The organism is Streptomyces sp. ADMS (assembly GCF_033441795.1).
Taxonomy (GTDB): Bacteria; Actinomycetota; Actinomycetes; order Streptomycetales; family Streptomycetaceae; genus Streptomyces.
This window is the reverse complement of the sequence record NZ_JAVFVX010000007.1, coordinates 64,807-84,047: the sequence shown is the minus strand read 5'-3', so window position 1 is coordinate 84,047 and position 19,241 is coordinate 64,807. Positions and strand designations below refer to the sequence as shown.

At 70.3% G+C, this 19,241-nt stretch carries 17 protein-coding genes and 2 pseudogenes; 11 read left to right on the top strand and 8 right to left on the bottom strand.

Annotation, left to right across the window (positions count from 1 at the left end):
• Nucleotides 1-219: 219 nt before the first annotated feature.
• On the top strand, nucleotides 220-714 hold the full coding sequence (locus tag RB628_RS05175) for an LURP-one-related/scramblase family protein (RefSeq protein ID WP_318319067.1): 495 nt from the start codon (nucleotides 220-222) through the stop codon (nucleotides 712-714).
• Nucleotides 715-913: 199 nt separating this feature from the next.
• On the opposite strand, the gene RB628_RS05170 is transcribed toward RB628_RS05175, so the two are convergent.
• Nucleotides 914-1,711: a carbon-nitrogen family hydrolase gene (locus tag RB628_RS05170; protein ID WP_318319066.1), complete on the bottom strand. Its 798-nt coding sequence runs from the start codon at nucleotides 1,709-1,711 to the stop codon at nucleotides 914-916.
• Nucleotides 1,712-1,919: 208 nt separating this feature from the next.
• Between RB628_RS05170 and RB628_RS05165 the strand changes: the two genes are divergently transcribed.
• Nucleotides 1,920-2,744 (top strand): maleylpyruvate isomerase family mycothiol-dependent enzyme, encoded by an 825-nt coding sequence (locus RB628_RS05165; RefSeq protein WP_318319065.1) that lies wholly within the window; start codon nucleotides 1,920-1,922, stop codon nucleotides 2,742-2,744.
• 217 nt (nucleotides 2,745-2,961) lie between these two features.
• On the opposite strand, the gene RB628_RS05160 is transcribed toward RB628_RS05165, so the two are convergent.
• Nucleotides 2,962-4,299 carry an MFS transporter gene (locus RB628_RS05160; protein WP_318319063.1) on the bottom strand — a complete coding sequence of 446 codons (1,338 nt, stop codon included), beginning with the start codon at nucleotides 4,297-4,299 and terminating at the stop codon, nucleotides 2,962-2,964.
• Complete coding sequence (locus RB628_RS05155; protein WP_318319062.1) at nucleotides 4,296-4,958, bottom strand: GntR family transcriptional regulator; 663 nt, start codon at nucleotides 4,956-4,958, stop codon at nucleotides 4,296-4,298. Before RB628_RS05155 ends, RB628_RS05160 begins: the two co-directional genes overlap by 4 nt.
• 315 nt (nucleotides 4,959-5,273) lie before the next feature.
• Here RB628_RS05155 and RB628_RS05150 point away from each other — a divergent pair, with 315 nt between their 5' ends.
• The 3 genes from RB628_RS05150 (at nucleotide 5,274) to RB628_RS05140 (ending at nucleotide 7,323) form a co-directional block, all read left to right on the top strand.
• Nucleotides 5,274-6,179 (top strand): D-alanyl-D-alanine carboxypeptidase family protein, encoded by a 906-nt coding sequence (locus RB628_RS05150; protein WP_318319124.1) that lies wholly within the window; start codon nucleotides 5,274-5,276, stop codon nucleotides 6,177-6,179.
• A 192-nt stretch (nucleotides 6,180-6,371) separates the two neighbouring features.
• Entirely contained in the window at nucleotides 6,372-6,521 is a 150-nt protein-coding gene (locus tag RB628_RS05145) for a hypothetical protein (protein WP_318319061.1), read from the top strand.
• On the top strand, nucleotides 6,493-7,323 hold the full coding sequence (locus tag RB628_RS05140; RefSeq protein WP_318319123.1) for a BRO family protein: 831 nt from the start codon (nucleotides 6,493-6,495) through the stop codon (nucleotides 7,321-7,323). Before RB628_RS05145 ends, RB628_RS05140 begins: the two co-directional genes overlap by 29 nt.
• A gap of 70 nt (nucleotides 7,324-7,393) precedes the next feature.
• On the opposite strand, the gene RB628_RS05135 is transcribed toward RB628_RS05140, so the two are convergent.
• Genes RB628_RS05135 through pdhA form a run of 3 tightly spaced genes read right to left on the bottom strand, consistent with a single transcriptional unit; the run spans nucleotide 7,394 to nucleotide 11,233 of the window.
• On the bottom strand, nucleotides 7,394-8,854 hold the full coding sequence (locus RB628_RS05135) for a dihydrolipoamide acetyltransferase family protein (RefSeq protein WP_318319060.1): 1,461 nt from the start codon (nucleotides 8,852-8,854) through the stop codon (nucleotides 7,394-7,396).
• A 10-nt stretch (nucleotides 8,855-8,864) separates the two neighbouring features.
• Complete coding sequence (locus RB628_RS05130; RefSeq protein WP_318319059.1) at nucleotides 8,865-9,890, bottom strand: alpha-ketoacid dehydrogenase subunit beta; 1,026 nt, start codon at nucleotides 9,888-9,890, stop codon at nucleotides 8,865-8,867.
• Between the two features lie 2 nt (nucleotides 9,891-9,892).
• Nucleotides 9,893-11,233 carry a pyruvate dehydrogenase (acetyl-transferring) E1 component subunit alpha gene (gene pdhA / locus RB628_RS05125; protein WP_318319058.1) on the bottom strand — a complete coding sequence of 447 codons (1,341 nt, stop codon included), beginning with the start codon at nucleotides 11,231-11,233 and terminating at the stop codon, nucleotides 9,893-9,895.
• Nucleotides 11,234-11,553: 320 nt separating this feature from the next.
• Between pdhA and RB628_RS05120 the strand changes: the two genes are divergently transcribed.
• The 4 genes and pseudogenes from RB628_RS05120 to RB628_RS42510 all read left to right on the top strand — a co-directional run.
• On the top strand, nucleotides 11,554-12,234 hold the full coding sequence (locus RB628_RS05120; protein ID WP_318319057.1) for a response regulator transcription factor: 681 nt from the start codon (nucleotides 11,554-11,556) through the stop codon (nucleotides 12,232-12,234).
• Between the two features lie 113 nt (nucleotides 12,235-12,347).
• Entirely contained in the window at nucleotides 12,348-12,743 is a 396-nt protein-coding gene (locus RB628_RS05115) for a pyridoxamine 5'-phosphate oxidase family protein (RefSeq protein WP_318319056.1), read from the top strand.
• Between the two features lie 76 nt (nucleotides 12,744-12,819).
• Nucleotides 12,820-13,269 (top strand): annotated as a pseudogene (locus tag RB628_RS42515) (phosphotransferase); the annotation flags it as partial.
• A 486-nt stretch (nucleotides 13,270-13,755) separates the two neighbouring features.
• Nucleotides 13,756-14,325: pseudogene (locus RB628_RS42510) on the top strand (phosphotransferase); the annotation flags it as partial.
• 148 nt (nucleotides 14,326-14,473) lie between these two features.
• Here the strand turns inward: RB628_RS42510 and RB628_RS05105 are convergent.
• A complete protein-coding gene (locus RB628_RS05105) occupies nucleotides 14,474-16,048 on the bottom strand; it encodes a protein kinase domain-containing protein (RefSeq protein WP_318319122.1) in 1,575 nt (524 codons plus the stop codon).
• A gap of 348 nt (nucleotides 16,049-16,396) precedes the next feature.
• Here RB628_RS05105 and RB628_RS05100 point away from each other — a divergent pair, with 348 nt between their 5' ends.
• Complete coding sequence (locus RB628_RS05100; RefSeq protein ID WP_318319054.1) at nucleotides 16,397-18,049, top strand: protein kinase domain-containing protein; 1,653 nt, start codon at nucleotides 16,397-16,399, stop codon at nucleotides 18,047-18,049.
• Nucleotides 18,050-18,124: 75 nt separating this feature from the next.
• Here the strand turns inward: RB628_RS05100 and RB628_RS05095 are convergent, their stop codons facing one another.
• Complete coding sequence (locus RB628_RS05095; RefSeq protein ID WP_318319053.1) at nucleotides 18,125-18,667, bottom strand: bacterial proteasome activator family protein; 543 nt, start codon at nucleotides 18,665-18,667, stop codon at nucleotides 18,125-18,127.
• 149 nt (nucleotides 18,668-18,816) lie between these two features.
• Here RB628_RS05095 and RB628_RS05090 point away from each other — a divergent pair, with 149 nt between their 5' ends.
• Entirely contained in the window at nucleotides 18,817-19,233 is a 417-nt protein-coding gene (locus RB628_RS05090) for a hypothetical protein (RefSeq protein WP_318319052.1), read from the top strand.
• Nucleotides 19,234-19,241: the final 8 nt, after the last annotated feature.

The following is a 19,241-nucleotide window of genomic DNA, read 5'->3' as shown; positions in this document are numbered from 1 at the left end:
AAGAGCGGCGCACTGCCCGCGACGACGAAGTCCTCGCTCGGCAGCCCCAGGGTCCGAAGACGCCGGAAGGGCTCGGTCGTCAGCCGTTCCGGCAGCACGGGGCACTGGGGGTTCACTGACGGATCTCCGACGCGGCGGACACCTTGGTGATGATGGCAGAGTTCCGCCTGTCGGCCTACAGGGGGCGTTTCCGCACGGGTGGCGGGGAAACCGTGAGGCATGAGATTCCTCGTACGCGACCGGCTGCTGGGCTTCGGTGACGACTACTGGATCGAGGACCAGCACGGCGACAAGGTGTATCTGGTCGACGGCAAGGCGATGCGGCTGCGGGACACCTTCGAGCTGAAGGACACGCAGGGGCGGGTTCTGATCGACATCCGCCAGAAGATGTTCGCCCTGCGGGACACGATGATGATCGAACGGGACGGCGCCCCGCTGGCGACGATCAGACGCAAACGCCTGTCGCTGCTGCGCAATCACTACCGGGTGACGTTGACGGACGGCACGGAGCTGGACGTCAGCGGGAAGATCCTGGACCGGGAGTTCGGCGTCGACTACGACGGTGAGCTGCTCGCCCAGATCTCGCGCCGCTGGCTGCACGTCCGGGAGACGTACGGGGTGGATGTCGTACGGGACGACGCGGACCCGGCGCTGCTGATCGCGGTGGCGGTGTGCGTGATCCACTTGGCGGAGAAGGAGCGGGCGGGGGAGTGAGGCGGAGGCCGGCGCCGCCCGCGACGGCTCTCCCACCCACCCACCGGGCCATCTCAGGCCGGCCTGGGGTACCCCCCTGGGGAGTTCGAGGACAAGCCCCGCTCAGGGCCGAAGCGAGGTCCGGGAGCGGCAGCCCCCGGGGATGGGACGGGTAGGGCGGCGGCGGCGAAACACACCGTCCACCGGTCTCCGCGCCCGTTCAGCCGCGACGCGGCACCGTCAGCCCCAGCAACCGGTCCTTCAGCGCCGGAAACTGTTCCCGCGTCTCCGCCACCTTCGCGGGATCGAACTCGACCCTCAGGATCTCCTCGCCCCCACCCGCCTCCGCCAGCACCTCACCCCACGGATCGACCACGATCGAGTGACCGGCCTGGGGAACTCCCGCATGCGTACCGGCCGTTCCACACGCAAGGACGTAGGCCTGGTTCTCGACCGCCCGCGCCTGCGCCAGCAAAGTCCAGTGGGACCGCCGACGCTCCGGCCAGCCCGCCGAAAGGACAAGCGTCTCGGCGCCCGCGTCGACAAGACCACGGAAGAGCTCGGGGAAGCGGAGGTCGTAGCAGGTGGCGAGGCCGACAGTCGTCCCGGGGAGACGGACGGTCACCAGCTCCTCGCCCGCACCCATCAGCACGGCCTCGCCCTTGTCGAAGCCGAAGCGGTGGATCTTGCGATAGGCGGCGGCCAGGTCGCCGTCGGGGGAGAAGACGAGGGAGGTGTTGTACAGAGGCCCCTCAGGGTCCCGTTCCGGAATCGAACCCGCGTGCAGCCACACACCCGCGTCACTGGCCGCCTTCGCCATCGCCTCGTGCGTCGGCCCGTCCAGCGGCTCGGCCTCCGTGGCGAACAGCTCGTACGCGAAAGCCCCGGTCGTCCACAGCTCGGGCAGTACGACGAGATCGGCACCGGCCTCGTCCCGTACCAGCGCGGCCACGCGCCGTCGACGCGATTCGACCGATTCGCCCTCTTCTACACCGATCTGGATGAGCGAGGCGCGCACACTACCACCGTCCTGACATTCGAGCCGTTCACACGGGCCTACGATCGTCACACGAAAGCACTGCCGGGGTGCCTCAGAGCAGCGTAACTTAACGTTCCAAGACGCCCGCTGACAGCCATCCCGCCCACGACTTCGCACCCACCGACAACGCCGTCGACACCCGCCGTCACCACTGCCCGCGCACCGACCGCCCGAGGGGTCCCGTTCCGTGAGTCTGCATCCCACTCTTCAGCCCTACGCCGACGCCTGGACCCACTCCATCGATGCGATATCCGAGCTGGTGTCACCGCTCGTGGAGGGCGAGTGGAACCGCCGGACCCCATGCCCCGGCTGGTCGGTCCGTGACGTGATCTCCCATGTCATCGGCCTGGAGTGCGAGATGCTCGGCGACCCGCGCCCCATCCACACACTCCCGCGCGACCTCTACCACGTCACGAACGAGCAGCAGCGCTACATGGAGATGCAGGTCGACGTACGGCGTCACCACACCGCACCCGAGATGACGTCCGAGCTGGAGTACACGGTCATCCGCCGCAACCGGCAACTGCGCAACGAGTCGCGGGAACCGGGGGCGAAGATCCGCGGCCTCTACGGCCGGGAGACCGCCCTCGAGGACCTCATGCGCAACCGGGCGTTCGACGTGTGGGTGCACGAACAGGATCTTCGTACCGCCCTCGGCCGGCCCGGCAACCTCGACTCCCCCGGCGCGCACATCGCGCGGGACGTACTCCTCGAGGCGCTGCCGAAGATCGTCGCCAAGGACGCCGGGGCGCCGCGCAGTTCGGCGATCGTCTTCGACGTGCACGGTCCCATCGAGTTCCTGCGCACGATCCGCGTCGACATCAACGGCCGCGGCACCCTCGAATCGTCCCCCGCCCTCGGCCCGGCCGCCGCCTTCGCCCTCGACTGGGAGACCTACTTCCGCCTGGCCTGCGGCCGGGTGACCCCGGAGGCGGTGGCGGACCGCATCAAGGCAGAGGGCGACCCGGGCCTCACGGGGGCGATTCTTCGGCACTTCGCCGTGACGCCGTGACGCCGTGAACTTGTCGGGCGCGGCCCCCTGTTCGCCGGGGCCCCTTGTCGGGCCTGGAGCCGGCGGTCTGGAACTCGTCCGCCGATGGCGGTCAGTTCGCAGCGCCGGTCCAGGCAATCCCAGCCCGTCCGGCGATTGAGGACCAGGCCCGTTCAGGGCCGAAGCGGGGGCCTGGGGGCGGCAGTCCCCAGAGACGCCCACACAAGGCAACGACCACCTACACGGGAACGTGCACTGTAGAAACCCGGCTCGCAACCAACCGCTCCCGCTCCCGCCGCGCCGCCCGCTTCCGCAACCGCAGAATCTGGCTGACGCCAACCCCCTGCAGCAGGAACACGAACGAGAACGCGACGGTGTAGTTGTCACCGGTCGCGTCCAGCAGCACGCCGATCGCGAACAGCGTCGTCATCGAGGCGACGAAACCGCCCATGTTGGTGATCCCGGAAGCCGTCCCCTGACGCTCCGGCGGATTGGCGGGCCGGGCGAAGTCGAACCCGAGCATCGAGGCGGGCCCGCAGGCACCAAGTACCGTGCACAGCACCACGAGCAGCCACATCGGCGCGTGACCGGTGGCGGTCACCGCCGGGTAGGCGAGCGTCACCGCCCACATCACCGCCGTCGCGCCCACCGTGCCCAGCGCCAGGGGCAGCCGCGCCGTGTGGTGCCGGGCGACGATCTGGCCGTACACCAGGCCGATCACCATGTTCGACAGCACGACCAGCGTCAGCAGCTCCCCCGCCGTCGCCCGCGTGAGCCCCTGTGCCTCGACGAGGAACGGCAGGCCCCACAGCAGCAGGAACACCATCGCCGGGAACTGGGTGGTGAAGTGCACCCACAGACCGAGCCGCGTCCCGGGCTCACGCCATGAGGCGGCGATCTGCCGGCGCACGTACGCGGCACCCTGATGCGGGAACGGCTCCGGCTCGTGCCCCTCCGGATGATCCCTGAGGAACACGAGCATCAGCACCAGCACGACCACGCCCGCGAGCGCGCTGCCCGCGAAGGCCGCCGTCCACCCGACACCGTGCAGCAGCCGGGCGAGGACGAGCGTCGAGACCAGGTTGCCCGCCATCCCGGCCAGCCCCGCCAACTGCGCGATCATCGGCCCGCGTCGCGCCGGGAACCACCGGGACCCGAGCCGCAGCACGCTGATGAACGTCATCGCGTCACCGCACCCGAGCAGCGCCCGGGAGGCGAGGGCCGTGCCGTACGAGGGGGAGAACGCGAACCCCAGCTGCCCGGCCGTGAAAAGCACCACCCCGATGGTCAGCACCTTCTTCGTGCCGAGCCGGTCGACGAGCAGCCCGACCGGTATCTGCATGCCCGCGTAGACGAGGAGCTGGAGGATCGAGAAGGTGGACAGGGCGGACGCGCCCACGTGGAAGCGGTCGGCGGCGTCGAGCCCGGCCACCCCCAGTGACGTACGGAAGATGACGGCGACGAAGTACACGGAGACGCCGACGGACCAGACGAGGACGGCGCGGCGCCCGCCGGGCGGATCGCCGGGCAGCGAACCGTAACCGGAACCACCCTTCACTGCACCCTGGCGACTCATCGGACCTCTCCCCGGGCCAGGTTGGAGAACCAGTTGACGTGCCGGTGCACGAGCGCGACCGCCGCCTCCGCGTCGCCCGAGCGCAGGGCGTGGAGGATCTCCTGGTGCTCGACGAGCGTCTTGGTGATGCGGTCGGGGTGGGCGTGCATGACGGCGACGCCCATCCTCAGCTGCCGGTCGCGCAGTTGGTCGTACAGCCGGGAGAGGATCTCGTTGCCCCCGCTGCGGACGATCTCGGCGTGGAAGCAGCGGTCGGTCACGGCCGCTCCCGCGAGGTCGCCGGCGGCGGCCTGCTCGCGCTGCCGTTCGAGCAGTTCGGTGAGCCGGGCGATCAGCTGCGGCGAAGCGGGCACCGCCTTGCGGATGGCGTGCTCCTCGACCAGCTGCCGGGTCTCGACGACGTCCGCGATCTCCTGCGCGGAGACGGGCAGGACGAGCGCGCCCTTCTTCGGGTAGAGCCTGATCAGCCCCTCGGCCTCCAGACGCAGCAGCGCCTCGCGCACCGGTGTGCGCGACACCCCGACGGCCTCGGCCAGTTCGCCCTCGGTGAGCAGCGTCCCGCCTTCGTAACGGCGGTCCAGGACACCCTCTTTGACGTGGGTGTAGACGCGGTCGGCGGCGGGAGGTCGCTTCAGGTGCTGCACGGCCAGGCTGCTCATGCCGACAGAATAGATACAACACGTACGCATGAGAGCGGCCGGTCCGCCATATGGACCGATCCCGTGGACCGATCGCGGGCCGGGGCGTGACGTCGCCGCACGGACGGCAGTTCAGCCTTCCGAAGGGTCGCGGGAACCACGGAAAGCCGTACGGCGTCTCTCGAAAAGGGAAAATTGTGGATCCCGCCTCAGCACGCGCACAACCAACTGTGCTAGTTACGAGTCACACGAGAGCGGCGTTACGCCGACGACTCGGCCAACTCGGCCGCTCTCCAGGGGCATTCGGACGATTCAGACGTAATCGGGGTATTGAAGTTGATAACCGGCATCCAGGGCATCCGTTTCCGCAGAGCCGCAGCCGTCGTGGTCACCACCGGCGCCGTGCTCGCGACCGGAGCACTCACCGCGGCGCCCGCGCAGGCCGCCGTAGCCGTTCCGACGATCGCCGCCAAGGGCGGCTACGTGATGAACAACGCCAACGGCCAGATCCTGTACGGGAAGCTCCCGAACAACAAGCTGTCCACCGGCTCCACCACGAAGATAATGACGGCGAAGGTCGTGCTGGCACAGGCGAACCTGAACCTCAACGCCAAGGTCACGATCCAGAAGGCGTACAGCGACTACATCGTCGCCAACACCGCCTCCTCGGCCCGTCTGATCGTCGGCGACAAGGTCACCGTCCGCCAGCTGCTGTACGGGCTGATGCTGCCGTCGGGCTGCGACGCGGCGTACGCGCTCGCGGACAAGTTCGGCACCGGCTCGACGCGTGCCGCCCGGGTGAAGTCGTTCATCGGCAAGATGAACAGCATGGCCCGGAGCCTCGACATGCCGAGCACCAAGTTCGACAGCTTCGACGGCATCGGCAACGGCTCGAACTACTCGACTCCGCGCGACCTGACGAAGCTCGCCAGCAGCGCCATGAAGAGCGGCGCCTTCCGCGCGATAGTGAAGACGCAGAACTTCAAGGAGAAGGTCACCACCAAGACCGGTGGCACCCGCTGGATGAGCTGGGAGAACACCAACAAGCCGCTGCTGTCCGGCTACAGCGGCACCCTCGGCATCAAGACCGGCTCCGGCCCGCAGGCCAAGTACTGCCTGGTCTTCGCCGCGACCCGCAACGGCAAGACGGTCATCGGTACGGTCCTCGCCTCCACTTCGGTCGCCGCGCGCACGTCGGACGCGAAGAAGCTGATGGACTACGGCTTCGCGCGCCTGGGCTGACAGCACAGCACAATGAACGTGAGGGGGACCTGCCGCGCTCAACGCGGCAGGTCCCCCTCCGTCGTGTGCCCACCATGTTCTGGGCGCCTGCGCAGGGATAGGTGCCAACTGCGCTCGGAGTGATGAACATCCCGGATCCTGTTGGCATATGCATTGTGTACCGATCTACGTTCCGCTGCGGAGGTGGTTCGAATGAGCGAACACGACACGACGTCGACCGCGGTACCGCAGACCGACGCGATCGGCATCAACGACTTCGTGTACGGGGCTACAGAAGCCCGGGTACGGAGGCTGACGATGCCGGACGGAAGCCATTGGTTTCCGGCGGCGGACGTTCGGTGAGCTTGGGTACACCAACCCGAGGAAGACCCTGAAAGACCACGTGCCGGACGAGTTCCGAACCCAACTCGAAAGCGTAACCACACGTTACGGTTCGGAGGTTCCGGCTGGTCACGGCTTCAAGAAGTCGATGAACATGGTGAACCTGAACGGGCTCATCATGCTCATCGCGGCTACGACGAACCCGGAGACACGGCCCTTCAAACGATGGGTCGCGGAAGTCATCATTACGGTCCAGCGGGACGGTTCCTACACCCTCCCCAAGGCGGAGGTGCAGCCCCGCGACCCGAGCGCTCCCGTGGCGTACGCGATGCCCGCACAGGTCGCCGACGCGATCGTGCGGCTGGAGGAGAGCAACGCGCGACTGGACGAGGAGTTCGCCGAGGCGCAACGCATTTCGCAGGAGACTCGACACGAAGCCCAGCGAACACGCCTGGAGGCCCAGCAGACCCGTTTGGAGATGCTCGACCTCCAACGAACCTCGGTACAGGTGCAGTCCCGTATGGCGAGTGCCATGGACCGGATCGCGGACGCGCTGGAAGCGTTCCGCCCTGCCCGGGCGGCCTCTTCGGCAGCCCCGGCGGACACGTACCGGACGAGTGCCGAAGCCCGCGCCGGGGACTCGGTGAAAGCGCTGGTCAAGGCGATCAACGCGCTCGCCCGGGATCCCGAACCCCCGGCAAGCGGCAAACTCGGCGGCACCAGCCTTCGGCGCCTACGGGTCGGCGCCTACCGGGCCACGTACGAGATCGACGGCAGCACCGTCACGATCAAGATCCTCATGGTCGGCAGCACAGCCGCCTGAGCACCTCACTCGGGGCCGCCCCTCTCAGGAGCGGCCCCGTGCGGTTTCTCAGCCAGAAACCCCGGCAGGCTCAGGCCCAGGTGATGAGCCTCTTGGGCTGCTCCAGGATCGCCGCCACGTCAGCCAGCACCTTGGAGCCCAACTCCCCGTCCACCAGCCGGTGGTCGAAGGAGAGGGCCAGGGTCGTCACCTGACGCGGCTTGACCTTGCCCTTGTGGACCCATGGCTGGAGTCTGATCGAGCCGATCGCGAGGATCGCGGACTCGCCGGGCGGAAGGATCGGCGTGCCCGTGTCGACGCCGAAGACGCCGACGTTCGTGATCGTCACCGTGCCGCCCTGCATGGCCGCGGGCGACGTCCTGCCGTCCCGCGCCGTGGACACCAACTCGCCGAGCGCCGCCGCCAGTTGCGGGAGCGTCTTCTCGTGGGCGTCCTTGATGTTCGGGACGATCAGGCCGCGCGGGGTGGCCGCGGCGATGCCCAGGTTGACGTAGTGCTTGAGCACGATCTCCTGGTTCGCCTCGTCCCAGGACGCGTTGACGTCCGGGTGGCGCCTGATCGCGACCAGCAGGGCCCTGGCGATCAGGAGCAGCGGGTTCACCCGCAGCCCCTCCATCGTCTTGTCCCGCTTGAGCTCCTCGACCAGCTTCAGCGTCCGCGTCACGTCCACCGTCACGAACTCCGTGACATGCGGCGCCGTGAACGCCGACCCGACCATCGCCGTCGCGGTCGCCTTCCGTACGCCCCTGACCGGGACGCGCGTCTCCCGCGTGCCGTCGTGCGTGGTCACCGGCGCCGGGACCACCGGGGCGACCGGCGTCGTGCGCACCGGCTCGGGGGCCGCCGGGGCCACCGCCGCGTGCACGTCCTCGCGCGTGATGACGCCGTCGGGGCCCGACGGGATCACCGTCGTCAGGTCGACGCCGAGATCCTTGGCGAGCTTGCGCACCGGCGGCTTCGCGAGCGGACGGGCGGCTGCCGGGGACGGGGACGGGGACGGGGAAGCCTGGTCGGCCAGGCCGGTGAGGGCGCCGTTGCCGCCGTGCCCGTTCGTCTCCGCCCGCCCGCCGTGGCCGTTCAGCTCGTGCTGGACCGCCGCGGCGACCTCCTGGGCCGGGACCTCGGCGCCCTTGCGGGGGCGGCGCTTGGTCGAGGACACGGCCACGCCGTAGCCGACGAGGACCGGCTGGCGGGCCTGCGGCTTCGCCTCCTCGGGAACCTCGGCCGGAACGGGGGCCTCGGCCTCCGCCGGAGCCGCACCCCCAGCCCCGCCCGTCACGTCCACCGCGATGATCGACGTACCCACGTCGACCGTCGTGCCCTCGGGGAAGTGGAGTGAGCGCACGACCCCGTCGTACGGGATGGGCAGCTCGACGGCCGCCTTGGCGGTCTCGACCTCGCACACCACCTGGCCGTCGGTGACCGTGTCGCCCGGCTGGACGTACCACTTGAGGATCTCGGCCTCGGTGAGTCCCTCGCCCACGTCGGGCATCTTGAACTCGCGTACGGACGCGTCAGTCATCGTCGTCACGTCCCTCTCCTCAGTACGCAAGCGAGCGGTCGACGGCGTCGAGCACCCGGTCCAGGTTCGGCAGGTACTCCTCCTCCAGGCGCGCCGGCGGGTACGGGGCGTGATAGCCGCCGACCCTCAGCACCGGGGCCTCCAGGTGGTAGAAGCAGCGCTCGGTGATCCGGGCGGCGATCTCCGCGCCCGAGCCGAAGAACACCGGCGCCTCGTGCACCACGACCAGGCGGCGGGTCTTCTCGACGGACACCTGCACGGCGTCGAAGTCGAGCGGGGAGACCGACCGGAGGTCGAGGACCTCCAGGGACCGGCCCTCCTCTGCCGCCGCGTTCGCGACCTCCAGGCACAGCTTCACCATCGGGCCGTAGGCGGCGAGGGTGAGATCCGTGCCCTCACGGACCACCTGGGCCCTGTGGAGCGGTCCCGGGATGGCTTCGAAATCGACCTCGGCCTTGTCCCAGTAGCGCCGCTTCGGCTCGAAGAAGATCACCGGGTCGTCGCTCTGGATGGCCTGCTGCATCATCCAGTAGGCGTCGGAGGAGTTGGCCGGGGACACCACCTTGAGGCCCGCCACGTGCGCGAAGAGCGCCTCCGGGGACTCCGAGTGGTGCTCGACCGCGCCGATGCCCCCGCCGTACGGAATGCGGATGACGACCGGGAGCTTGATCTTGCCCAACGCGCGCGCGTGCATCTTCGCGAGCTGGGTGACGATCTGGTCGTACGCCGGGAAGACGAAGCCGTCGAACTGGATCTCCACCACTGGGCGGTAGCCGCGCAGGGCGAGGCCGATGGCCGTGCCGACGATGCCCGACTCGGCGAGCGGGGTGTCGATGACCCGGTCCTCGCCGAAGTCCTTCTGCAGACCGTCGGTTACCCGGAAGACGCCGCCGAGCTTGCCGACGTCCTCACCCATGATCAGGACCTTGGGGTCCGACTCCAGGGCCTTGCGCAGCGATTCGTTGATCGCCTTGGCCAGGGCCATGCTCTTGGACGTCACGGTTTCCGGGGCCGCGTCCGTCGAAGCCACTGTCTCTGCCGCCATGGTCATGCCCCCGCCCCCGCGGCGAAGCCGCTGTCCGATGCAGTTGCGAACGACGCCTGGTAGGCGGCGAACTGGGCCCGCTCCTCGTCCACGAGCGCATGCCCGTCGGCATAGGTGTGCTCGAAGATCGCGAAGGGGTCCGGCTCCGGCATGGCACGGACCACTTCGCGTACTCGCCTGCCCAACGACTCGCTCTCGGCCTCCAGTTCCGCGAAAAATCCCTCTTCCGCGTGGTTTGAGGCCTCCAGGTACGCACGCAGGCGCGCGATCGGGTCCTTCGCCTCCCAGGCCGCCCGCTCGTCGTCATGGCGGTAGCGGGTCGGATCGTCGGAGGTGGTGTGGGCGCCCATGCGGTACGTGTACGCCTCGACCAGCGTCGGGCCCTCGCCGCTGCGGGCCCGCTCCAGGGCCCACTTCGTCACCGCGAGGACGGCCAGCACGTCGTTGCCGTCCACCCGCACACCCGGGAAGCCGTAGCCCTGTGCACGCTGGTAGAGCGGAACGCGGGTCTGGCGCTCGGTCGGTTCCGAGATCGCCCACTGGTTGTTCTGGCAGAAGAACACCACGGGCGCGTTGTAGACCGAGGCGAAGGTGAAGGACTCGGCGACGTCGCCCTGGCTGGAGGCGCCGTCCCCGAAGTACGCGATGACCGCGGAGTCGGCGCCGTCCTTGGCCACGCCCATCGCGTAGCCGGTGGCGTGCAGGGTCTGCGAGCCGATGACGATCGTGTAGAGGTGGAAGTTGTTGGTGTTGGGGTCCCAGCCGCCGTGGTTCACCCCGCGGAACATGCCGAGCAGGTTGGTCGGGTCGACGTCCCGGCACCAGGCGACGCCGTGCTCGCGGTAGGTCGGGAAGACGTAGTCGTCGGGGCGGGTGGCTCGGCCGGAGCCGATCTGGGCGGCCTCCTGGCCGAGCAGCGAGGCCCACAGACCCAGCTCACCCTGACGCTGGAGCGCGGTGGCCTCGGCGTCGAAGCGGCGGGTCAGCACCATGTCCCGGTACAGGCCGCGCAGATCGTCGGGGGTGAGGTCGGCGACGTACGAGTCGTAGGCGGCGTTCTTGACGCGCCTGCCCTCGGGGGTCAGCAGCTGGATGAGGTCCGGATCGGCGCCCGTTCCGGCCGTTCGCGCCGGTCCGGCGGCCGGCTTCTTGGTGGCAGCGCGTTTGGTGGCGGCGCGCTTCGCGGCCGTGGTCTTGGTCGCGGTGGCAGTGACGCGCTTCGCGGGCGTTGCTTGTGCGTCGGCGGCCGGCGCGTCGGCGCTCTGCGCGGTGGTGCGGGTGGTACCGGTCTTGCTTCCGGCGCTGCGTCGCGGTTTGCGCGCGGCAGTGCTCTCCACGGTCACGTGTACTCCTCCGTCGGTCCGGCCCCGGGGTTGCCGGGTAACCAGTGCGGTCACCTGTTCCCGAACCCGTGCACGGGGTGGGTGCCGCTCGGCCGGGAACAGGCGTGACAGGCGCCCCGGCGAGCGTCCCGCAAGCCTCACGTTACCCAGTGCGCCATATTTCTATGAAACCCCCCTGACCTGCGATTTTGCTTGGAAATCCAAGTAAATTGAGCAAGCCGGGAAGGGGCCCTGGTCACAGCCTTGCAGGGGGCCGGAACAACGGCACGTTATCCCGCGCACCCAGGCCACGGGAAGAGTCGGTGTGTGAGACTGTCTCCGTGCCAGAAGACGGAAAAATCACCGTATTTCTCCTCGACGACCATGAAGTCGTCCGCCGAGGAGTACACGAACTGCTCTCGGTCGAGGACGACATCGAGGTGGTCGGCGAGGCCGGCACGGCGGCGGACGCCCTGGCACGGATTCCGGCCGCCCACCCGGACGTGGCCGTCCTGGACGTACGACTGCCGGACGGCAGCGGCGTCGAGGTGTGCCGCGAGATCCGCTCCCAGGACCCGGACATCAAGTGCCTGATGCTGACCTCGTTCGCCGACGACGAGGCCCTCTTCGACGCGATCATGGCGGGCGCCTCCGGGTACGTCCTGAAGGCCATCCGCGGACATGAACTACTGGCGGCCGTACGGGACGTGGCGGCCGGCGGGTCCCTGCTCGACCCGGTCGCGACCGCCCGCGTCCTGCAGCGGCTGCGGGACGGCGGCAGCCCGGCGAAGGGCGACGAGCGGCTCGCGAACCTCACCGAGCAGGAGCACAGGATCCTCAGCCTGATCGGGGAGGGGCTCACCAACCGCGAGATCGGCGAGCGGCTGCATCTCGCCGAGAAGACGATCAAGAACTATGTGTCCGGGCTGCTGTCCAAAATGGGCATGCAGAGGCGTGCGCAGGCGGCGGCGTACGTGGCGCGGACGCAGGCGGAGCGGCAAGGGCAGCGGCAGGGTTTCTAGGGGAGCCGGCACACTCAGCCTGCCACCAGGACACCCGAATCGGGACTTTGGACCCTTCTTCCCGGGGCGAGCGCCCCTGGTGTGCCCGGCCTCACGTGGAACACCCTTCATACATGCCGACCTATGAACAGCACGCCGCCGACCTCCTCGGCCGCGTCGACCACGGCCGGGTCGCGACCAGCATGCGCGCGCTGCCCTTCCTGGCGTCCGCCCGGCACATCGTCGTGGACGGGCGGGTCCTGCTGCGCCTGCACAGGGGGCACGGGTACCACCGGGCGTGCGTGGGCGGTGTCGTCGCGTACGGCGCGGATGTTCCGTCCGCGCGGAGTCGGTCGTGGTCCGTGCAGGTCGTCGGGGAGTGCGCCGCCGTGGAGCCGACCGCCGCCGAGCTCGACCGGTTCGGGCCCGCCCCGCGCTCCGTGGACGGTGTTCCCTTCGATCCCGTCTACCTACGAGTCGAACCTCAGTTCACAACCGTGCACTCTGTGATCGAAACCGACTGCCCGTGACTGCCCGCGGCCGACTGTGACTGTCTGCGACAAGCGCCAGGCTCACACGCCCGGCTCGTGCCCTAGCATCTGGCGCGTGCCGCGCTCATCTGTACCACCCCTTGTGCCCCATGCGCCCCCGCTGGGCGCCCTCCTCCGCCAGTACTCCGCCGGGTCCGCGCTGGCCTGCGACCCCGTCGACCAGGGGCTGCTGAACCGCGGCTACCGGCTCGCCACCACCCGCGGCGACTACTTCCTGAAGCACCACTTCGACCCCGAGACCGCCGACCCCGCCGCGATCGCCCGTCAGCACCGGGCGACCCAGCGCCTCGCGGACCTCGGCGTCCCGGTGGCCCCGCCACTGCCCGGCCGAGACGGACGTACGGTCGCCGTCGTCGGCGGCCACGCCTACGCCCTGCACCCCTGGATCGACGGCCGCCACCGCCACGGCGGTCAGCTCAGCACCGTCCAGTGCGGCCGGCTGGGCGCGCTGCTGGGCGTGGTCCACGCGAGCCTGGAACGGGTGATGCCGACGCGGGGACGAGCACCGGGCGAGCGGGTCGGGGGCGAGCGCGAGGGCGCGGCCACCGGACGGGGCCAGGACGCCCCGCAGGGAGTTGCGGCCCACCAGGGAGGGACCGCCGGTCGGCATGTCGCCGCCGGTGCAGGAAGGGTCACCGGACAGGGCGGGGTCGCCCGACGGGGAGCGGCCGGCCGACGCGGAGAGCCCGGTCAGCAGGGCGGGTCCGGCCGGCAGGGAGAACCGACCCGGCAGGCCGGACCCGCCGACCGGAGCCGGGACACCACCGCTGACGGAGACTCCGCTATCCCCGCGAATGCCTCCGCCCCAGCCGGTCCCGACGGCTCCTGGGACCACCCCCACCGTCTGCGCGCCCCCAACTCCCCCCGCGCCTCCGCCGGGCAGCCGCAGCCGGCCGGTCCCGACAGCCCCACCGAGCCCCTGTACGCACCCTCGTCCGCCCCTTGGGCCGACCCTTCCGACGCCCCCGCCAACATCCCGCTCCCCACCACCACCGCGAGCGCCGACCCCGCCGACACCTTCGCGCTCATCGACGACCTTCTGGCCCACGTCCGCCGCCACCGCCCCACCGACGACTTCGACGAGCTGGCCAGGTACCGGCTCCTGGAACGGCGGGCGCTGCTGGAGCAGCACGCGGACCGGCGGCCCCCGCCGGGCGGCTCGGTGGGCTGGGTGCACGGGGACTTCCACCCGTTCAACCTGCTCTACAAGGGGGACGCCCCGGCCGCGATCGTCGACTGGGACCGGCTCGGTGTGCAGCCCCGCGCGGAGGAGGCCGTACGCGCCGCCGCGATCTTCTTCGTACGGCCCGCCGGCACGCTCGACCTGCCCAAGGCACGGGCGTACGCGCGCGCGTACCGGCGTACCGCGGGTGCCACGCCCTCCGAACTGGCCGCCGCCGTGCACCGGGTGTGGTGGGAACGCCTCAACGACTTCTGGATGCTGCGCTGGCACTACGAGCGGGGGGACACCCGCGCCGACTCCCAGTTCCCGGCCGCCTCGGCGCTCGCCGTGTGGTGGACGCGCGAGTACGACGCGGTGTGCGGGGCGTTCGCGGACTGACACCCGCGGGGCCGACCGGCCCGGCGACGGCACGCGCGCGTGAAGCCCTCTTCGGGCCGCACGCGCGCGTGGAGGCTGCTTTCCGTCAACCGGCCGGCGGTCTGTTCACCCGGAACCCCGGAGGGGCGGTCGGCCGGTGTCGTCGATGTCAGGGAAGGGTGCCGCCCACCGTCGTACCGCCGTCGTCCCCGCCCTCGTCGTCCGACGGGTCGCCCGACGGAGTCGCCACGTCCTCCGACTGCGACGCCGTCACCGACGGCTCCGCACTCGTCTCTACGTCCGACGGGGTGCTCGACGGCTCGGAGGAAGCGGTCGCGGACGGCGTCCACGAAGGCGTGGGCGACGGCGTCCACTGGGACCCCGAGTTCGAGCCGGTGCCGTCGTCCGTGGCAGTGTTCGACGGCGCTTCGGAGACCTCCTCGCTCGGACTCGCCGTGGAGTCGTCGGTCGTCGCGGACTGCGAGGTGGTCGGCGACTCCGTGGTGGAGGTGTCGCCCTCGGAGCCGCTGCCGTTCTGGAGGGCGAGGGCGACGCCCGCCGCGATGGCGACCACGGCGAAGAACGCCAGTATCCAGAGCTTGCCCCGGCCGCTGCCCCGGTTGCCGTGCCCCTCGAAGCCGCCGTCGTCCCCGCCGCCGTACCCGGAGGGCAGGATCTGCTGGGGGATCTGGGTGGTGCCCGCCTGGTCGCCCGGGTGGTTCATCACCGCGGTGCCGGCGAAACCCCCCGAGGGGGTGTGCCGGCCTTCGTGCATGTTGACGGGCCCGGTGTTCCAGGTGCCGGTGTGGCTGCCCTGGTCGTACAGCATCTGCAGGCCGTACTGGATCAGCCCGCGCATCTCCTCGGCGGTCTGGAAGCGGTCGTCCGGCTCCTTGGCGAGGGAACGCATGACGAGCCCGTCGAGCTCCGGCGGCGCCGCGTCCGAGACCTCGGACGGGGGCACCGGAATGTCCTGGACGTGCTGGTAGACCACGGAGAGGGGAGTCTCTCCGGTGAAGGGGGGCCGCAGTGCGAGGAGTTCGTACAGCAGACACCCGGTGGCGTACAGGTCGGAGCGGTGGTCGACGGCCTTGCCGAGGGCCTGCTCCGGGGAGAGGTACTGGGGGGTGCCCATGACCATGCCGGTCTGCGTCATCGTCGTCGACGCCCCGTGCAGCGCGCGGGCGATGCCGAAGTCCATGACCTTCACGGCGCCACCGTGCGTGATGATCACGTTGGCGGGCTTGATGTCACGGTGGACGATGCCGTGCTGATGCGAATAGGCCAGCGCCTCCAGTACCCCGGAGACGATGATCAGGGCCTGCTCGGGCCCCGGCGCCTCGGCGTTGATGAGGAGGTCGCGGATGGTGCGGCCCTCGACGATCTCCATCACCATGTACGGGACGGACTGACCGCCGACGTTGTCCTCGCCGGAGTCGTACACGGCGACGATCGAGTGGTGGTTGAGCCCGGCCACCGACTGGGCCTCGCGCGTGAAGCGGGCCTTCGAGATCGGGTCCTCGGCGAGGTCGGCGCGGAGCAGTTTGACCGCGACGGTCCGCCCGAGGCGCACGTCCTCGGCGGCGAACACCTCGGCCATGCCGCCCCGGCCGAGTCTGTGGGTGAGCCGGTACCGGCCGTCCCCGACCAGTCCGCCGTTGCCCCACAACTCAGGTGCGTCTGACATACCGCCGCCGGCCGCCTCGGGGTCGGACGGGCCCTGAGCGCGCTGCTGTGCCATCAGTCCTCGCCGTCGTTTCTGCCCGCGGTGCGCGCGGTGTTGTTACGGTCTCCGTCGGCCACGCTACAGCCTCCACGCAAGCCTCCGGTCCGGGAGGCGATCCCGGAGGAGCTCCGGGATGAACCCGGGTACGGGTCCCGGGCGGACCGGCAATCAAACCCGTTGCGGGTACCGTCGTGCAAATTCCGCGCTCCGTCCGTGCGGCCCCTGTAACGCTTCCGCGACGCTTCCTTCCCGTACGGTCACGGAACGGGCACCGCGCTTGACGTGTCAGTGACCTCCGGCAGACTTGGCCCGGAATCAGCCAATCGATCACGTGCGGCCGTGGAGAAGTTCGGGGGACGCTGAGACATGAGCCAGGACGGCGCACACGGCCGGTACGCGGGGCACGCGCTCGCCGGCGGGCGCTACCAGCTGCGCGATCTGCTCGGCGAGGGCGGCATGGCCTCGGTGCACCTCGCGTACGACTCGGTCCTGGACCGGCAGGTGGCGATCAAGACACTGCACACCGAACTGGGCCGGGAACCGGCCTTCCGCGAGCGCTTCCGCCGCGAGGCCCAGGCGGTGGCCAAGCTCACGCACACGAACATCGTCTCGGTCTTCGACACCGGCGAGGACGATGTGGCGGGGACCATGACCCCGTACATCGTCATGGAGTACGTCGAGGGGCAGCCGCTCGGCTCCGTTCTCGACGCGGACGTACGGCAGTCCGGGGCGATGCCCGCCGACAAGGCGCTGAAGGTCACCGCGGACGTCCTGGCGGCGCTGGAGATCAGCCACGAGATGGGTCTGGTCCACCGGGACATCAAGCCGGGCAACGTGATGATGACCAAGCGCGGTGTCGTCAAGGTCATGGACTTCGGCATCGCCCGCGCCATGCAGTCGGGCGTCACGTCGATGACGCAGACCGGCATGGTCGTCGGCACCCCGCAGTACCTCTCCCCGGAGCAGGCGCTGGGCCGGGGCGTGGACGCCCGTTCCGACCTCTACTCGGTCGGCATCATGCTGTTCCAACTGGTCACCGGCCGGCTGCCGTTCAACGCGGACTCACCCCTTGCGATCGCGTACGCGCACGTGCAGGAGGAGCCGGTCGCCCCTTCCTCGGTCAACCGCGCGCTGCCTCCCGCGGTGGACGCGCTCGTCGCCCGCGCGCTGAAGAAGAACCCGAACGAGCGTTTCCCGAGCGCCGTCGCCATGCGCGACGAGTGCCTGCGCGTGGCCGCCTCCCTCCAGCCGGCCGCCCCGAGCATCGTCCCGGGCGCCCTCGCGCAGAGCGGCGCGGGCGTCGCCTCCGCGGTGTTCCCGCCGGTCGACCAGACGACCCCGCCCCCGCCGGGCCCCGTGCAGACCCCGTACCAGCCGACCCCGCACCCGCAGCACGCCAATCCGTACGGCGCCACCCCGCCCCCGGCGTACACAGCTCCGCAGACACCGGCTCCGGCGTACGGCTATCCGCAGCAGGCCGCGTACCAGACGCCGGGCGCGTACGCGCCGCAGCACACGCCCCCGGCCGGCGCCGGAGGGGGACGGAAGAGCAACACCCCGGTGCTCGTGGGCTCGATCGTCGTCTCGCTCGTCGCGGTCGGCGGGCTGCTCCTGGCCCTGAAACTGGGCGGGGACGACACCGACAACGGCGGCGGGGCCGGCAGCGGCAGCACCCCGAGCGCCTCGGCCACGCAGACCTCGGGGTCGGATTCGGAGTCGGGGTCCGGGTACAAGGGGCCGGACCTGAGCAAGAAGGTCGACGAGGAGGAGTGCTCGGAGGCGCCGGAGTCGTACAGCGACCCGGACAAGATCCGGCTGCCCGACTTCCGCTTCAAGAACCTGACCTCGGTCAAGGCCTGCTTCCAGGCGGCCGGCTGGCGGATGAAGGTCACGCGGGTCGACGAGAACACGTACGGCAAGGACACGGTCATGGACCAGTTCCCCTCCGCGGACGCGGATGCCGATCCCGAGGACATGCCGGTGATCGAGCTGAGCGTGTCGACGGGCAACCCGTCCTGAGCAGACGGTTGTTCATGGAGTGGGGCCCGGCGGCCGGTCGGCCACCGGGCCCCGCTCCATGAGATCTGGGGAGGACTAGAGGTACGGTCCGCCCGTCCGTCCGCCCGTACGCGGGTCGTCGTCGCCCTCCTGGCCGCCGACGCCCGGCGGCAGCGCGCGGCGCATCTGCTCCAGCTGGGCCCGCGCGGCCATCTGCTGGGCGAACAGGGCGGTCTGGATCCCGTGGAAGAGACCCTCCAGCCAGCCCACCAACTGGGCCTGCGCGATCCGCAGTTCGGCGTCGCTGGGAATCGCCTCGTCCGTGAACGGCAGGGACAGCCGCTCCAGTTCGTCGACCAGCTCCGGCGCGAGACCGTCCTCCAGCTCCTTCACCGAACTGGCGTGGATCTCCTTGAGCCGGACCCTGCTCGCCTCGTCGAGAGGGGCCGCGCGGACCTCCTCCAGCAGCTGTTTGATCATGCTGCCGATCCTCATGACCTTGGCGGGCTGCTCCACCATGTCCGTCACCGGGATCTCTCGGGAGTCGTCGTCACCGCCACCGCCGAGAGCCATCCCGTCCTGGCCAACGACCAGGATCTGGGGGTTCTCCGGCGACCTTTCGTTCCTCGGCATCTCCATGCCGCCATTCTCTCCCACCAGGTCGCGGTTCCGGCCGGTGGGTCCGGCACGCGGTCTCCGTCCGGGATGCCGGAGGGGCGGCTGCGTGTGAGGCTGGTCCCGTCGAACCCTGGCGACCGGCGACTCCGCAGCGGGAAGGGGCCACCGACATGACTCCACGGCTCCGCACCCTGCGCACCAGCGCCGCCCTGCTGGCCCTGGCGGCACCCGCACTCGCCGCTTCCCCGCACGTCACGACACCGCCGTACGACATCCCTTACGTCGCCCGGCCCGCCCCCGACGTCTCCCGGGCCGGCAGCCTGGCGGGCGAGGGGCGGGAACGCCCCGGGCGCCGCGTGCCGGCGCCGCCCGAGGAGACGGCATACGAGGAGACGCCGTACGAGGAGAACGTCCCCCTCCCCGTGCCCACTACCGTCCCTGACGATCCTCGGGACACGGCCGCCCTGCCCGCCCCGGTCTCCGATCCGGTGCTGCGGATACTGCCGCTCGGCAGCGGGCTGGTCCTGATCGGCCTCGGCCTGGGCCTCGCCCTCCTCGCGCTGCGACTGCGCGTCCGGAGGACGTGACCCGGGAC

What these genes read in the sequence shown, in the direction of transcription:
- RB628_RS05145 (WP_318319061.1), top strand. Translation starts at nt 6,372, where the DNA reads ATGAGCGAACACGACACGACGTCGACCGCGGTACCGCAGACCGACGCG.
- RB628_RS05115 (WP_318319056.1), top strand. Translation starts at nt 12,348, where the DNA reads ATGCCGACCTATGAACAGCACGCCGCCGACCTCCTCGGCCGCGTCGAC.
- RB628_RS05095 (WP_318319053.1), bottom strand. Translation starts at nt 18,667, where the DNA reads ATGGAGATGCCGAGGAACGAAAGGTCGCCGGAGAACCCCCAGATCCTG.
- RB628_RS05090 (WP_318319052.1), top strand. Translation starts at nt 18,817, where the DNA reads ATGACTCCACGGCTCCGCACCCTGCGCACCAGCGCCGCCCTGCTGGCC.
- RB628_RS05130 (WP_318319059.1), bottom strand. Translation starts at nt 9,890, where the DNA reads ATGGCGGCAGAGACAGTGGCTTCGACGGACGCGGCCCCGGAAACCGTG.
- RB628_RS05155 (WP_318319062.1), bottom strand. Translation starts at nt 4,958, where the DNA reads ATGAGCAGCCTGGCCGTGCAGCACCTGAAGCGACCTCCCGCCGCCGAC.
- RB628_RS05160 (WP_318319063.1), bottom strand. Translation starts at nt 4,299, where the DNA reads ATGAGTCGCCAGGGTGCAGTGAAGGGTGGTTCCGGTTACGGTTCGCTG.
- RB628_RS05175 (WP_318319067.1), top strand. Translation starts at nt 220, where the DNA reads ATGAGATTCCTCGTACGCGACCGGCTGCTGGGCTTCGGTGACGACTAC.
- RB628_RS05100 (WP_318319054.1), top strand. Translation starts at nt 16,397, where the DNA reads ATGAGCCAGGACGGCGCACACGGCCGGTACGCGGGGCACGCGCTCGCC.